Source organism: Methylobacterium sp. 13MFTsu3.1M2, from assembly GCF_900112625.1.
Taxonomy (GTDB): domain Bacteria; phylum Pseudomonadota; class Alphaproteobacteria; order Rhizobiales; family Beijerinckiaceae; genus Methylobacterium.
The window spans coordinates 179,757-192,728 of record NZ_FOMM01000002.1 but is presented as its reverse complement, the minus strand read 5'-3'; the positions used below and the strand labels follow the sequence as shown (position 1 = coordinate 192,728).

Below are 12,972 nucleotides of genomic sequence, written 5' to 3'. Positions count from 1 at the left end.
TCCCGGCCCGCGCCGCCGGCGCGGGCCCTTCCAGGCGAGACCGCGCCCGCATGAGCGAGACCCGGACGATCTCCGTCATCGTCACCGGTCGCGTCCAGGGCGTGTCCTACCGGGCCTGGACGCAGTCCGAGGCCCGCGCCCGCGGCCTCGCCGGCTCCGTGCGCAACCGCGACGACGGCACGGTCGAGGCGGTATTCAGCGGCGCGCCGGAAGCCGTGGCGGAGATGGCGGCCCTGTGCCGGTTGGGTCCGCCGGGTGCGCGCGTGACCGACGTGGCCGCGCGGGACGGCGGCGACGTGCCGCGCGACGGCGAATTCCGGATCCTGCGCGACTGAGATCGCCGCCGCGGGTTCAGCGCGCGCCCGCGGACTGGTATGGCGGACGGCCCCTTCGCGTATCCGCCATCCGGAGACCATGACCGACCTGTCCGCCGGCAGCGCCGCCTTCTCGCATCTCGATCTCGCGGCGCTGCTCTACTTCGTCCTCGCCTGGATCGCCTACGGCCTGTCCGTCGGCCGGCTGCGCGGCAGGATGGTCTCCCTCAGCCAGATCATGAACGGCCACCGGGCCAACTGGGCGCGCCAGGTCATCGGCCGCGACAACCGGGTGGTCGACACGCAGATCAACGCGTCGCTGCAGAACGGCACGGCCTTCTTCGCCTCGACCTCGCTCATCGCGCTGGGTTCCGTCCTGACCCTGTCGCGCTCCGGGGACGACGTCCTGAACCTGTTCGCCACGCTGCCCTTCGGGACGGTGGCCAATCGCCTGACCTGGGAGCTGAAGGTCGCCGGCCTCGCGCTGATCTTCGTCTACGCGTTCTTCAAATTCGCCTGGGCCTACAGGCTGTTCAATTACACGGCGATCCTGCTGGGCGCCGTGCCGCACAAGGGGTCCGGCACGAGCGACGTCGAGATGCTGCGGGCGGTGCGGCGGCTCGCGGCCATGAACGTCAGCGCCGGGCGGCACTTCGCCCGCGGTCAGCGCGCGTTCTTCTTCGCACTGGCCTATCTCGGCTGGTTCATCAGCCCCTACGTGCTGTTCGTCTCGACGACGGCCGTCGTGATCATCATGTGGCGCCGCCAGTTTGCTTCGGAGATCCGCAAGGCGCTCCTCGAAGCCGGGGAGGGGCCTCACGAGGGACCGCTCGAGGCGCCGCTCCTGTCGCCCGCCGAAGAGGCCCGCACATGACCGACCCACGACCCGACGACGCCGCGATCGAGACGGCGATGCTGCGCCTCGTGGCCGAGCGCGGCGCCGACAAGACCGTCTGCCCCTCGGAGGTCGCCCGCGCCCTCGGCGGCCCGCACCCGGACGGCTGGGGCCCGCTGATGCAGCCGGTCCGCCGGGTCGCGGTGCGGCTCGCCCATGCCGGGCGGATCGCGATCCTGCGGAAGGGGAAGCCCGTCGACCCGGACGATTTCCGCGGGATCTACCGCCTGTCGCTGCCGACCTCCGATGCGGCCTCGGAAGCCCCCCCGGAATCCGGTCCCGGCAGCCAGTCCGGCGTGTAGCCGGACAGGCGGTAGGCGACGAGGCCGATCCACTCCTTCACGGCCAGGTCGAACTGGAGCAGCCCGTCCGACGCGAAGCCGTGGAAATGCGCGACGTCGCTCCAGCCTCGGGTCCGGTAATCCACCGGGAACGCGTCCACCGCGAATCCGGCCTGCCGGAAGCAGCCGACCGCCCGGGGCATGTGCCAGGCCGAGGTCACGAGCAGCCAGCGCTCGCCGGGCTTCGGCTGGACCAGGGCCGCCGAGAAGGCGGCGTTCTCGTGGGTATTGCGCGAGCGGTTCTCCAGGATAAGGCGCGTCCGCGGCACGCCGATCACGTCCGCCTGCCGGCTCACGATGTCGGCTTCGGCCATGCCGCCCGCGATGAAGCCGCTGCCGCCGGAGAAGACCAGCCGCGCCGCCGGGTAGCGCCGGGCGAGGTCGGCGAGATAGATCGGCCGCTCGCCGGCATCGTTGACGACGATCTGGCGACGCGCCTCCGAGAGGCCCGTCTCGATGCCGCCGCCCAGCACGATGATCCCGGCCGGGGCCGGCCCGTCATCCGGATAGGCGGGGAAGCGCTGCTCGAGGGGGATCAGGGCCACGTCCGACAGGGGCGCCAGCCCGGCCGCGCCGAGCAGCAGGGTGCCGAGCAGCGCCAGACCGAGGCCGGCCCTCCGCCACCGCGTCACCGCCGCGACGGCGATCCCGAGCAGGATCGCGAAGATGCAGAAGTTCGACGGGGTGATCAGGAAGAAGATCACCTTCGAGACGGGGAAGAACACGGTGCTCAGGCCGGCTTCGTCTCGGCCTCGAACCGGGCGAGCGCCGCGGCGTCCGGCGGAAGGAGACTCGCGAGGTCGGCGCCGCGCTCGACCTCGCGCTGGATCCAGAGATCGAGGCGCTGCTGCTCGACGGCCTCCAGGGCGACCCGCTCGGCGAGCGCCGCCGGCACGGCGACGAGGCCGCTCGAGTCGCCGACCAGGATATCGCCGGGATGGATGGCGGCGCCGCCGCAGGCGACGCGCTCCTGCGTGCCGACCAGGGCCAGGGCCCCTATGGCCGCGGCCGGCCGGCACCAGGCGGGGAGGCCGATCTCCTCGGGCAGGGCCGCGTCGGTGATCAGACCGACGGCGCCGCGCTGGGCGAGGCGTGCCGCCAGGATCGCTCCGAATGGCAGGGCGAGGGCGGAGGCCGCGGCATCGATCACGACCACAGCGCCTTCGGGGACGGCATCGATGGCCGCGGCGAGATCGCCCGCGGCGTCGTCGCGGGCCGGGATCATCCGCATCGTGTAGGCGGGCCCGACCACGGTTCCGCTCCCCCGCGCCGAGAGCCCGTGTGGCGTGCAGGCCTTCACCCCGGCCCGCGCAAGGGCGCGGGCGAGGCTCGCCGGTGTCACGGCGGAGAGCGCGTCGCGCAGGGTTGGGTCGATCGCCATCGGGGGCTCCGTGAAAGGCCGGTCCCGGTCCGGGCGGCGCGGTCGGGGAAGGTGGATCGCGCGGGCGTGCCGGCAAGGCTCCGGGCGCCCGCGGCGGCCGTCAGGCGATGGGCTCGCCGAGCGCCCGGGCGGCACCGGGCCGGACGGCGATCCGGTCGTACCAGCGCCGCAGCGCCGGGCGCTCGATCCGCTCGGCCGGAAGGTTCAGCCAGCGATGCGCCGCGCAGCCGAGGGCGATGTCAGCGATGCCGAAGCTGTCGCCGACCGCGTAGGTCCGGTCCGCGAGATGGCGGTCGAGGATCTCCGCCATGGCCTCGCTCTTCTTCAGCGATGCGGCGATCAGGCCGCGGTCCGGATCGGCCGCGCGGTAGAGCTGCCAGAAGGCGTCGCGCATGGCCGGCGTGAAGCTCGTGGCCTGCCAGTCGAGCCACTGCTCCGCGTGGGCGCGCGCCCGGGGGTCAGCCGGCAGGGCCAGGGCCGGGCTCACCGCCGCCAGGTAGCGGAGGATCGCGTTGGATTCCCACAGGACGAAGCCGTCCTCCTCCAAGGTCGGGACGAGGCCGTTCGGGTTCATCGCGCGGTAGCCGGGGTCGTCGACGACCCCGTGGGCGCCGCCGGCCTCGACCCGCTCGTACGGCAGGCCCGTCTCGTCGAGTCCCCACACCGCCTTCTGCACGTTCACCGAGGTGAGGCGGCCCCAAAGCCTGCGCATAATCGAAGAGTCTCCGTCACGCCTTCGGCGGGTAGGCGTGGTCCTGCCCGCCCGGATCGGTCACGCGCACCCCGTCGGGGGTGTCGTGCAGGTAGCCCGGTCCGATCGGCACCTTGCCGTGGCCGCCGGGAATGTCGAGCACGTAGGTCGGCTGGGCGAGGCCGGAGAGGCGGCCGCGCAGGGCGCGCATCAGCGCCTGCCCCTTGGGCACGTCCGTGCGCAGGTGGGCCGTCCCGGGGGCCAAGTCGCCGTGGTGGAGATAGTACGGTTTGATCCGGTTCTCGACGAGGATCCGCATCAGCGCCTCGAGGGTCGCGGCCTCGTCGTTGACGCCGCGCAGGAGCACCGACTGGCTGACCAGGGGAATGCCGGCATCGACCAGCCGGGCGCAGGCGGCGCTGGCGGCGGCGGTGAATTCCCGCGGATGGTTCGCGTGCACGGCGACGAAGACCGCCCGCCCGAACCGCTTGAGCGCCTGGACCAGGGCATCGGAGACGAGATCGGGCTTCACCACGGGCACGCGCGTGTGGACCCGCATGACCCGGACATGGGGGATGGCGGCGAGGCGCTCCGCGATGGCGCCGAGGCGGCGCGGCGAGAGCGCGAACGGGTCGCCGCCGGTGAGCACCACCTCCCAGATCCGCGGATCCTGCGCGATGTAGGCGAGGGCGGCGTCGAGTTCGGCGTCGGTGAGCGTCCCGAGCCCGTCGGGCCCGACCATCTCCCGGCGGAAGCAGAAGCGGCAGTAGACCGGGCAGACGTGGAGCGGCTTCAGGAGCACGCGGTCCGGGTAGCGGTGCACGATCCCGGTCACCGGGGCGTGGGCGGCGTCGCCGATCGGGTCGGCGCGCTCCTCCGGCGTCGCCACGGCTTCCGCGGCGCGGGGCACGAACTGGCGGCCGATCGGGTCGTCGGGGTCCTGCGGGTCGATCAACTCGGCCATGTCGGGCGTCACCGAGACCGCGTAGCGCGCGAGGACGGCGCCGAGGGCCTCGGCCTCCGCCCCCGAGATCAGGCCGGCGGTGAGGAGGTCGTCCGCGCTGCGCAGGACCCGGTTCATGGCCGCGTCTCCGCCACGGGAGTCCAGATCACGTCCTCGACCCGGGTAGCCCCGCAGGCCAGCATCGCCAGGCGGTCGAAGCCCAGGGCGACTCCCGACGCCTCCGGCATGACGGCCAGCGCCGCGAGGAACTCGTCGTCGATCGGGTAGCGCTCGCCGTAGACCCGCTGCTTCTCGGCCATCTCGGCCTCGAACCGGCGGCGCTGCTCCGCCGGGTCGGTCAGCTCGCCGAACGCGTTGGCCAGCTCGACGCCGCAGGCGTAGAGCTCGAACCGCTCGGCCACCCGCGGGTCGTGCGGCGCCGGACGGGCGAGGGCGGCCTCGCTGATCGGGTACTCGCACAGGATGGTCGGGCGGCCGAGGCCGAGATGCGGCTCGATCCGCGCGACGAGGACGCGGGAGAACAGGTCGGCCCAGGTATCGTCCGGGGCGACCCGGAGGCCGGAGGCCGCGACGGCGGCGGCCAGTGTCCCGCGGTCCGTCTCGCCGCCCGGCGCGACGCTCGCCAGCAGGTCGATCCCGGCGAAGCGGTCGAAGGCCTCGGCCAGGGTCAGGCGCTCCGGCTCGGCGAAGGGGTCCGTCTCCCGGTCGCGGAAGGTGAAGCGGCGGGCGCCGGCGGTCTCGGCCGCGCCGGCGAGCAGGTCGGCGCAATCCGCCATCAGCGCCGTGTAGGGGGCGCCGGCCCGGTACCACTCGAGCATCGTGAACTCGGGATGGTGCAGCGGCCCGCGCTCGCGGTTTCGGAATACCCTGGCGACGCTGAACAGTCGTGGCTCGCCCGCCGCCAGCAGCTTCTTGCAGGCGAATTCCGGCGAGGTGTGCAGGTACAGGGGCGTGCGGGCGCCGCTCGCGCCGACGGCCTCGGTGGCGAAGGCGGACAGGTGCGCCTCGTTGCCGGGCGAGACCTGCAGGCAGGCGGCCTCGGCCTCGACGAAGTCGCGGTCCGCGAACCACGCGCGGAACGCGGCGAGGACGCGGTTGCGCAGGAGCAGCGCCGGGCGCCGGTCGGCGTGGCGGCCGGCCGACCACCAGGGGGAGGCGGGTCCGCTCACGACCGGCCTCTGAGCCGGATCGGGACCGGCCGGCTCCGACCGGGACGCGTCGCGTTCTGGAGCACTCTCATCCTCGGACCTGACTGGCTCCGGGCCGCGGAGACGCGCCGCGGCCGATGCCGGTTGCCATCGACGGTCCACGCCCGCCCGCTGGCAACCGCGGCGCAGATGCGATAGTGGCGGGGTCCGAGATGCAGCGCCCGCGCTTGGCGCGTGCCGGCCCCCATGTCAATGCAGGACGCAATTCCGTGAAGGTGATCGCCTCAACGCTCCGTAAGGGCAACGTCGTCGAGAAGGACGGCAAGCTCTACGTGATCCTGTTCGCCGAGAACATCCACCCCGGCAAGGGCACCCCGGTGACCCAGCTCGACATGCGCCGGATCACGGACGGCGTGAAGGTGTCCGAGCGCTACCGGACGACCGAGCAGGTCGAGCGCGCCTTCGTGGAGGATCGCGAGCACACCTTCCTCTACAGCGACGGCGAGGGGTTCCATTTCATGAACCCCGAGAACTACGAGCAGATCGCGGTGCCGCAGGACGTGGTCGGCGACGCCGCCCCGTACCTTCAGGAGGGCATGGCGGTGATGCTCTCCGTCCATAACGGCGTCCCGCTGACCATCGAGCTGCCCCAGCGTGTCACGCTCGAGGTCGCCGAGACCGAGCCGGTCCTGAAGGGCCAGACCGCCTCGTCGTCCTACAAGCCCGCGACCCTGTCGAACGGCGTGCGCACGACCGTGCCGCCCCACATCGCCGCCGGCACCCGCGTCGTCGTCATGACGGCCGACGGATCCTACGTCGAACGCGCCAAGGACTGATCCGGTCCGCGCCGGCGACCAACCCTGCGAGGTCGGTCGCCGCGTTCAGCGCGCGGATCGCGTGGCAGCCTCCAGGGTGGCGTAGCAGCCCTGCGAGATCGCCTGCGCGCGCAGGCGCTCCGTCCCGCTGAAGGGACGGCCATCCTCCCGGAACAGGTCCTCGCGGAGGAGCGCCTCCGAGGTGCAGCGGGCGGCGATGCGGCAGAGCGGCGGCTCGCCGCCGGTGCGCGCGCAGATCGTCACGTAATCGGCGCGGAACGCCCGCAGCCCGGCGCGCGGATTGGCGCCGACCACCGTGACGAGCCCGGTCAGCAGCGCCAGCAGCAGCGGCTGGTGGATGAGGTAGATCGCGAGGCTGTGCCGGCCCGCGAAGGTGGCGGCGCGGCCGAGCCGCGTGCGCGGCGCCCAGGCTCCCAGCCGCGACCGGGCGAGGCGCGGCAGGGCCAGACGACCCACGACGATGCCGGCCAGCACAAGCCCGAACCAGGGGAAGAGCGGCACGTAGTCGTTCGTCCGCGGCAACACCGAGCCGAGGCCGAGGAAGAACAGGGCCGGCGCGTCGAGGACCGGCGCGTGCACCACGTGCGGCGCGGCGAGCACGGCCGCGGCCGCGACGGCGGTGACCGGGACCGGCAGGAACAGGAACGGCAGCCCGAGCAGGCTCGAGACGGCGATGCAGTGGAGCACGCCGAAGAACACGAAGGCGTCCGGGAACATGACCCAGGTGCCGAGGGTCACGAGGAGCGCCGCCCCGCCGATCCGCGCGAGCCGCAGCAGCGTCGGTCGAAGCCGGACCCCGCGCCCGTTCATCAGCACGAGGCCGATGCCGACCAGGACCAGGAAGGTGCCGGCGATCGCCTCGGCGGCGTGCCGCCCCGTCGGCGTCAGCGCGTAGTTCTCCGCGGTCAGCCGCAGGTGACCGAGATCCCAGAGCGTGTGGTAGCTCGCCATCGCCAGCAGGGCGGCCGCCCGCGCCGCGTCGATGACCGGCAGGCGGCGCCGCTGCGAGGCGGGCGCGACCGGGGGGGCGGCGACGGGACGGTCGAGGGTGACGTCAACGGACATGATGGTGCACCCAAACCATGTCGGGGCCGTCCTTTCCATCGCGCCGTGCGACGGACGCTCCGACCGAGCCCGAAGCGGGTGCGTCGGCTCTCGGAAACGTGAACGCCGAAGCGGCGTGCGCGAGAGTGCCGGGAGGGAGAGCCGGCATCCGGAAAACCCCTCGGCAGCCCCGACGCTTAAACGCCGGTTTCGCCCGAGCCTGCGACCGATCGACTGTTGCGGCCCCGCCTCCTTGCGCCAAGATTGCAACTTGGCGTCACTGTTCTGCCGGCCAAATGGGCTTCCCGGACATCAGGACTTCGTTAATCTTGCCGGGAGAGCGCGCGGCGTGATTCGGTGTAGGTTGCTCGGCCATGTCTGACGAACGCGGATCCGGGCCGGAGAACCCCGAGCGGGGGATTGTCGCCCGAACCGGCGAACTGGATCAGCACGAGGATGAGGCGCTCGACCTCGTCGAGGTGGCCGGCCGCATCAAGTGGTTCGACGTCTCCAAGGGTTTCGGGTTCATCGTGCCCGACGACGGTGCGCCCGACATCCTGCTCCACGTCACGTGCCTGCGGCGCGACGGCTACCAGGCGGCCAGCGAGGGCGCCCGCATCGTCGTCGAGGCCGTCGAGCGGCCCCGCGGCTGGCAGGCCTTCCGGGTCATCTCCCTCGATCAGGCGACGGCGGTGCATCCCTCCGAGCTGCCGATGCCGCGCACGCACGTCACCGTGACGCCGACCAGCGGGCTCGAGACCGCCGTCGTGAAGTGGTTCAACCGCCTGCGCGGGTTCGGATTCCTGACCCGCGGCGACGGGACGCCGGACATCTTCGTGCACATGGAGACGCTGCGGCGCTACGGGATCGCCGAGCTGAAGCCCGGCGAGTCCGTCCTGGTGCGCTACGGCGACGGCTCGAAGGGCGTGATGGCGGCGGAGGTGCGGCTGATCGACGGGACGATGCCCGCGTCCCATTGAGGCCGCGTTTTCCCGGCCCGGCGTACCCCGTCCTATCTCCTTGTCGATGCTCGGAAAATCCGGAGCCGGATTCCCCTTCGGCATGTCCTGGTCTATCACCGGGCGACGGGCCTCAAGGTCCGCGCGCCATCCCACGAGAGGCATGAGCCTGTGAGATCCCTCCTTCGCACCGCTCGGGCGGCCGCCATCGCCTGCCTCGCCCTGACCGCGATCGCCCCGGCGCCCGCCGTCGTGGCGCAGGCGGCCGCCCGGACCGCAGCAACCAAGTCGGAGCCGCTGACGATCGTCACGAAGGCCGGGCCGAAGCGCTTCGACGTCGAGGTGATGCGCGACGACGCCGCCCGCGCCCGCGGCCTCATGTTCCGCCGGCACATGGCGGCCGACCACGGCATGCTGTTCGACTTCGAGCAGAACCAGCCCGTCACGATGTGGATGAAGAACACCTACCTGCCGCTCGACATGGTGTTCATCCGGCCCGACGGGACGATCAGCCGGATCGCCGCCGACACCGAGCCGCTCTCCACGGCGATCATCCCGTCGGGCGGCCCGGTGGTGGCGGTACTCGAGCTGAACGCCGGCACCGCGGCGAAGCTCGGGATCGCCCCGGGCGACCGGATCGAGCACGCCATGTTCAAGGCCCGCTGAGGCGCGCCCGCGCGATTCGCGAACGCACCGGGAACAAGCGCCTTGACCACCGCCGATTTCCGCTCCAGTGTTCCGGCAATGTTCCGGCGCGCCGGAAGGCTGGTTCAGGGCGGAGGACCCGATGGGCGACGCGGCTGAGGTCGAACTGTTCGGCAACGACGACTGGTCGGTGCAGGCGGACGGAATCGAGCACCGCCAGACCGGCTACTTCATCGCCCGCTCCGCGCTCGCGACGCGCCGGGCGGAGGGCCTGTGGGACTGGCCGCTGCAGATGGCCGAGAAGCGCTGGTGCCGGCCGAGCCTGTTCCGCGAGGCGTTCCTCGCCGCTCTCGACCGGTTCGGCATCCCGCGGGACGCCGAGCTGATTCGCTCCTTCGCGCTGGGCTACGGCATCCGCGCCGTGATCTCGCCGGCCGCCGAGACCTTCGTGAGCCTGGGCGACATGCTGAAGCCCCGCGAGATCGCCGAGCCGGCGCGCGCCGCCAGCCCGCGGCCCGTCCGGGCCCTGGCGGCCGCCGGCGCCTGAGGGCCCGGCGACGGCGGCCGATTTGACCCGGGCGGCCGCCCGCGGATAGCCCTCAGCCTCGGAACGAGGGAGAGAGCATGATGGCGGATCACGACCGGGCCGGACTCGACGGGTTGATCACGCCGCCCCTGTCGCGACGGGGCTTCGTGATGACGAGCCTGATGAGCGGGCTGACGCTCGCGACCACCCGCGTCGAGGCCCAGGTGATTCACACCGACAGTGCGGGCATCGAGGCCGGCGAGGTGAAGATCCCGGCCGCGGACGGGCCGATGCCGGCCTACCGCGCGGTTCCGGAGGGCGCAGGCCCGTTCCCGATCGTCCTGGTGATCGAGGAGATCTTCGGCGTCCACGATTACATCAAGGACATCTGCCGCAGGCTCGCGAAGGCCGGCTACTGCGCCGTGGCCCCCGAGCTCTACGCCCGCCAGGGCGACCTCTCGACCATGTCGGATCCGAAGCAGATCATCCGCGACGTCATCGCGAAGACGCCGGACGCGCAGTGGATCGGCGATCTCGACGCGACGGTGGCCTGGGCGGCCTCGGCGGCGAAAGGCGACCCGAACCGCCTCGGCGTCATGGGATGGTGCCGCGGCGGGCGCGCCACGTGGCTCTACGCGGCGCATCGTCGCGACCTGAAGGCGGCCGTCGCCTGGTACGGGCCGGTCGGTGGCGAGCGGACCGACATCCAGCCGCGCACCGCCGGCGACGTGGCGGCCGAGATCCACGCGCCGCTCCTCGCCCTCTACGGCGGGGCCGATACCGGCATCCCCGTGGCGGCGGTCGAGGAGGCGCGCGACCGCGCCAGGGCGGCCGGCAAGAGCGTCGAACTCGTGGTTTACCCGGACGCGCCGCACGGCTTCCACGCGGATTATCGTCCGAGCTACCGCCGCGAGGCGGCGGAGGACGGCTGGAAGCGCGCGCTGGCCTTCCTGAAATCGCACGGCGTCGGCTGAATAGTCGGCCCAGGACGCCCGATCGGGCGCGTTCCGGGTTGGCTGTGTTACCCAAGACACGGCCACAACTTCACAATCGTGCAAGGATCCAAGGAGGATCTGTGCCCGCGCGGGTCTGGCCCTTCGCGGCGCTCGGGCGTTGAACCGATCGAAGCGACCGCCGTTCAGCCCCTGTAGAGTGTCCTGGTCCATGAGCGATTCGGTACAGCCTGGCCAGAAGCCCGTGATCCTCGTCGTGGAGGACCAGCCCGACGAGCGCTTCCTCGCGGCCACGCTGCTGGAGGATACCGGCTTCACGGTGATCGAGGCCGAGACCGCCGATCGCGCCCTGGCGATCCTCAACGATCGCGCGGACGAGGTCAGTGTCGTCTTCTCGGACGTCCGCACGCCCGGACCGATCGGCGGCTTCGAGCTCGCGCGGATCATCGGCGTGACTTGGCCGCGCGTGCGGGTCCTGCTGACCTCGGGCGACGCGGGCGACCAGCCGAGCGACCTGCGCGTCTCGGCGACCTTCATCCCGAAGCCGTGGCGCGCCGAAGACATCCTCGCCTGGGTGGAGCAGGCGGCCGGGCGACCCTCGGCCGGGTCGGGACCGTCCGTTATCGGACCGGGCGGCAAAATAATCCCGTCCGGCTTGGAAACCTGAGGCGGCCGCACAGTTGTACGCCACTCCGGAGCGCGCCGCGCCCGGACTTCCGCAGTACAACCGATCCCCGACGCCGCCATGAAGATTGTCGCAACCAACCACGCCGATTCACTCCGACGCCCCGGTTCGCGGGATTCGGCGGAATCCGCCGTTCTCGACACGGTCCGGGAGGGGCTGCTCAGTGTCTACGGCACGGCGGATCGCGACCTGCCGGCGGAATTGGCGGCGCTGGCGCGGCAGCTCGACCGTCCGGGTCCCGCGGGCTGCGGCCCGACCTAGCTTCCGCCGCGGAACCTTGACAGGAGACTGCGCCAGCGGGTCGCCAAGACGAGAGAATCTGCTATTCAGCGCATTCTGACCTGCCGACGCAGTGCGTCTCTCAGTCGAGTCCCGGATGCGTCTCACAGTTCTTCGCGGATCGCTCACCGCCGCCGCGATCATGACCCTGGCCGGTCTCGCGTCCGTTCAGGCGGCGACCCCGCCCGCCCAGCCCGCCGACGGCGCGGGCGGTGTGGGTGACCGCAAGGCGACGGTGACCAAGCGGCTGCTCGGGCGCGGCACGGCCTCGACCTACGCGTTCTACGCCGCGGGCGCGGCCCCCGAGACGGGCCGGCCGGTCGCGATCGTCCTGCACGGGTGGGGCGCGGTCAATCCGCAGAGCTACGGCGGCTGGATCGATCATCTCGCCCGCCAGGGCTGGCTCATCTTGTATCCACGATTTCAGGAGGTGAACCGGACCCGCCCGGCCGACGCCCCGGCCATCGCGGAATCCCTCGTCAAGGCGGCCCTCGCCGAGATCGCGACGGACGGCGAGGCGAAGCCCGACCTCGGCCGCGTCGCGATGATCGGCCATCTCGCCGGGGCTCCGCTCGCCATGGATCTGGCTGCCGCGGCCAAGGCCCAGGGCCTGCCGGTGCCGAAGCTGATCTTCGCGGTGATGCCCGGTGGCATCGCCAGCGGGCCGAAATCCCGCGGCATCGCCCTCACCGACCTGTCGGCGATCGATCCCGCGACGCTGATCGTGACCATGGTCGGCGACAAGGACACGCGGGCCGCCGATCTCGCGGCCAAGCGCCTCCTGCGCGAGGCGAGTGCCGTGCCGCTGGAGCGCAAGCTCTTCGTGCGGGCCCTGTCGGACGATCACGGCTTTCCGGCCCTGACGGCGACCCTCGCGTCCCCGGCGGGGGTGGACACGGCCTATGACGGCGGCGCCATCAAGCCGGGACCGGAGCCGAAGGACGCGACCAAGGACGCGGCGAAGCCGCCACCGTTCCGCTGGTCTGCCGACATGGCGCTGTCCGGCGAGCAGCAGACCCTGGTCTCGCAGATCAACCTCGCCCGGGTCGACGCGCTCGATTATCTCGGTTTCTGGAAGACCTTCGACCTCGCCGCCGCGGCGGCCTTCGCCGGGTCGGATGCGGCGGCGCTGAAGAACAATCCGCGCCTCGCCGACATGGAGCGCTGGAGCGACGGCTGGCCGGTGAAGCGGCTCGCCGTCGAGACGCCGCGGCCCACACCGGCCGCTCAGGCCGGGACTCCGGCGCCCGCACCCGCCGGACGCAAGCGCTGAGATCGGACGCTGCGACAGCTTGGCCTTGGCGCGCGGCT

At 72.2% G+C, this 12,972-nt stretch carries 17 protein-coding genes; 11 read left to right on the top strand and 6 right to left on the bottom strand.

The features are described 5' to 3' along the window. The first annotated feature begins 50 nt into the window (after positions 1-50). The 3 genes from BM314_RS00955 to BM314_RS00945 all read left to right on the top strand — a co-directional run bounded on the left by BM314_RS00955 (position 51) and on the right by BM314_RS00945 (position 1,511). Positions 51-335 (top strand): acylphosphatase, encoded by a 285-nt coding sequence (locus tag BM314_RS00955; protein WP_091976487.1) that lies wholly within the window; start codon positions 51-53, stop codon positions 333-335. Positions 336-414: 79 nt separating this feature from the next. Beyond that, positions 415-1,188, top strand: a complete 774-nt coding sequence (locus BM314_RS00950; protein ID WP_020092060.1) for a DUF599 domain-containing protein — start codon at positions 415-417, stop codon at positions 1,186-1,188. Next, positions 1,185-1,511 (top strand): DUF3253 domain-containing protein, encoded by a 327-nt coding sequence (locus BM314_RS00945; RefSeq protein WP_091976486.1) that lies wholly within the window; start codon positions 1,185-1,187, stop codon positions 1,509-1,511. Before BM314_RS00950 ends, BM314_RS00945 begins: the two co-directional genes overlap by 4 nt. On the opposite strand, the gene BM314_RS00940 is transcribed toward BM314_RS00945, so the two are convergent. From BM314_RS00940 to epmA, 5 genes are all read right to left on the bottom strand, one after another. Beyond that, complete coding sequence (locus tag BM314_RS00940) at positions 1,430-2,275, bottom strand: YdcF family protein (RefSeq protein ID WP_091976485.1); 846 nt, start codon at positions 2,273-2,275, stop codon at positions 1,430-1,432. The genes BM314_RS00945 and BM314_RS00940 overlap by 82 nt on opposite strands. Positions 2,276-2,280: 5 nt before the next feature. Beyond that, a complete protein-coding gene (locus tag BM314_RS00935) occupies positions 2,281-2,931 on the bottom strand; it encodes an RraA family protein (RefSeq protein ID WP_091976483.1) in 651 nt (216 codons plus the stop codon). Between the two features lie 100 nt (positions 2,932-3,031). Next, positions 3,032-3,643 carry a glutathione S-transferase family protein gene (locus BM314_RS00930; RefSeq protein WP_020092064.1) on the bottom strand — a complete coding sequence of 204 codons (612 nt, stop codon included), beginning with the start codon at positions 3,641-3,643 and terminating at the stop codon, positions 3,032-3,034. A gap of 16 nt (positions 3,644-3,659) precedes the next feature. Further along, the gene (locus BM314_RS00925; protein ID WP_091976481.1) at positions 3,660-4,703 is read right to left on the bottom strand and encodes a lysine-2,3-aminomutase-like protein; all 1,044 of its coding nucleotides are present in this window, start codon (positions 4,701-4,703) and stop codon (positions 3,660-3,662) included. Further along, the gene (gene epmA, locus BM314_RS00920) at positions 4,700-5,755 is read right to left on the bottom strand and encodes an EF-P lysine aminoacylase EpmA (protein WP_091976480.1); all 1,056 of its coding nucleotides are present in this window, start codon (positions 5,753-5,755) and stop codon (positions 4,700-4,702) included. The genes BM314_RS00925 and epmA overlap by 4 nt, the downstream gene beginning before the upstream one ends. A gap of 191 nt (positions 5,756-5,946) precedes the next feature. On the opposite strand from epmA, the gene efp reads away from it, so the two are divergent. Further along, positions 5,947-6,570, top strand: coding sequence for an elongation factor P (gene efp / locus BM314_RS00915; protein WP_199778764.1), 624 nt, complete (start codon positions 5,947-5,949; stop codon positions 6,568-6,570). Positions 6,571-6,615: 45 nt separating this feature from the next. Here efp and BM314_RS00910 read toward each other — a convergent pair whose 3' ends face one another. Continuing rightward, positions 6,616-7,635: a heparan-alpha-glucosaminide N-acetyltransferase gene (locus BM314_RS00910; RefSeq protein WP_091976478.1), complete on the bottom strand. Its 1,020-nt coding sequence runs from the start codon at positions 7,633-7,635 to the stop codon at positions 6,616-6,618. A 353-nt stretch (positions 7,636-7,988) separates the two neighbouring features. On the opposite strand from BM314_RS00910, the gene BM314_RS00905 reads away from it, so the two are divergent. The 7 genes from BM314_RS00905 to BM314_RS00875 all read left to right on the top strand — a co-directional run bounded on the left by BM314_RS00905 (position 7,989) and on the right by BM314_RS00875 (position 12,934). Further along, positions 7,989-8,594, top strand: coding sequence for a cold-shock protein (locus tag BM314_RS00905; protein WP_056528802.1), 606 nt, complete (start codon positions 7,989-7,991; stop codon positions 8,592-8,594). Positions 8,595-8,804: 210 nt separating this feature from the next. Next, positions 8,805-9,239, top strand: a complete 435-nt coding sequence (locus tag BM314_RS00900) for a DUF192 domain-containing protein (protein WP_244539821.1) — start codon at positions 8,805-8,807, stop codon at positions 9,237-9,239. 121 nt (positions 9,240-9,360) lie between these two features. Then, a complete protein-coding gene (locus BM314_RS00895) occupies positions 9,361-9,765 on the top strand; it encodes a hypothetical protein (protein WP_020092071.1) in 405 nt (134 codons plus the stop codon). An 80-nt stretch (positions 9,766-9,845) separates the two neighbouring features. Further along, positions 9,846-10,718 (top strand): dienelactone hydrolase family protein, encoded by an 873-nt coding sequence (locus BM314_RS00890; RefSeq protein ID WP_020092072.1) that lies wholly within the window; start codon positions 9,846-9,848, stop codon positions 10,716-10,718. Between the two features lie 190 nt (positions 10,719-10,908). Beyond that, on the top strand, positions 10,909-11,364 hold the full coding sequence (locus tag BM314_RS00885) for a response regulator (protein WP_042675510.1): 456 nt from the start codon (positions 10,909-10,911) through the stop codon (positions 11,362-11,364). Positions 11,365-11,442: 78 nt separating this feature from the next. After that, positions 11,443-11,643 carry a hypothetical protein gene (locus BM314_RS00880; RefSeq protein ID WP_020092074.1) on the top strand — a complete coding sequence of 67 codons (201 nt, stop codon included), beginning with the start codon at positions 11,443-11,445 and terminating at the stop codon, positions 11,641-11,643. A 115-nt stretch (positions 11,644-11,758) separates the two neighbouring features. After that, the gene (locus tag BM314_RS00875; protein ID WP_091976475.1) at positions 11,759-12,934 is read left to right on the top strand and encodes an alpha/beta hydrolase; all 1,176 of its coding nucleotides are present in this window, start codon (positions 11,759-11,761) and stop codon (positions 12,932-12,934) included. Positions 12,935-12,972: the final 38 nt, after the last annotated feature.

Bases quoted from the DNA above. Each gene is read 5' to 3' on its own strand.
- BM314_RS00955 (WP_091976487.1), top strand. From the start codon at position 51: ATGAGCGAGACCCGGACGATCTCCGTCATCGTCACCGGTCGCGTCCAG.
- BM314_RS00950 (WP_020092060.1), top strand. From the start codon at position 415: ATGACCGACCTGTCCGCCGGCAGCGCCGCCTTCTCGCATCTCGATCTC.
- BM314_RS00945 (WP_091976486.1), top strand. From the start codon at position 1,185: ATGACCGACCCACGACCCGACGACGCCGCGATCGAGACGGCGATGCTG.
- BM314_RS00935 (WP_091976483.1), bottom strand. From the start codon at position 2,931: ATGGCGATCGACCCAACCCTGCGCGACGCGCTCTCCGCCGTGACACCG.
- BM314_RS00930 (WP_020092064.1), bottom strand. From the start codon at position 3,643: ATGCGCAGGCTTTGGGGCCGCCTCACCTCGGTGAACGTGCAGAAGGCG.
- BM314_RS00925 (WP_091976481.1), bottom strand. From the start codon at position 4,703: ATGAACCGGGTCCTGCGCAGCGCGGACGACCTCCTCACCGCCGGCCTG.
- efp (WP_199778764.1), top strand. From the start codon at position 5,947: ATGCAGCGCCCGCGCTTGGCGCGTGCCGGCCCCCATGTCAATGCAGGA.
- BM314_RS00910 (WP_091976478.1), bottom strand. From the start codon at position 7,635: ATGTCCGTTGACGTCACCCTCGACCGTCCCGTCGCCGCCCCCCCGGTC.
- BM314_RS00905 (WP_056528802.1), top strand. From the start codon at position 7,989: ATGTCTGACGAACGCGGATCCGGGCCGGAGAACCCCGAGCGGGGGATT.
- BM314_RS00895 (WP_020092071.1), top strand. From the start codon at position 9,361: ATGGGCGACGCGGCTGAGGTCGAACTGTTCGGCAACGACGACTGGTCG.
- BM314_RS00890 (WP_020092072.1), top strand. From the start codon at position 9,846: ATGGCGGATCACGACCGGGCCGGACTCGACGGGTTGATCACGCCGCCC.
- BM314_RS00885 (WP_042675510.1), top strand. From the start codon at position 10,909: ATGAGCGATTCGGTACAGCCTGGCCAGAAGCCCGTGATCCTCGTCGTG.
- BM314_RS00880 (WP_020092074.1), top strand. From the start codon at position 11,443: ATGAAGATTGTCGCAACCAACCACGCCGATTCACTCCGACGCCCCGGT.
- BM314_RS00875 (WP_091976475.1), top strand. From the start codon at position 11,759: ATGCGTCTCACAGTTCTTCGCGGATCGCTCACCGCCGCCGCGATCATG.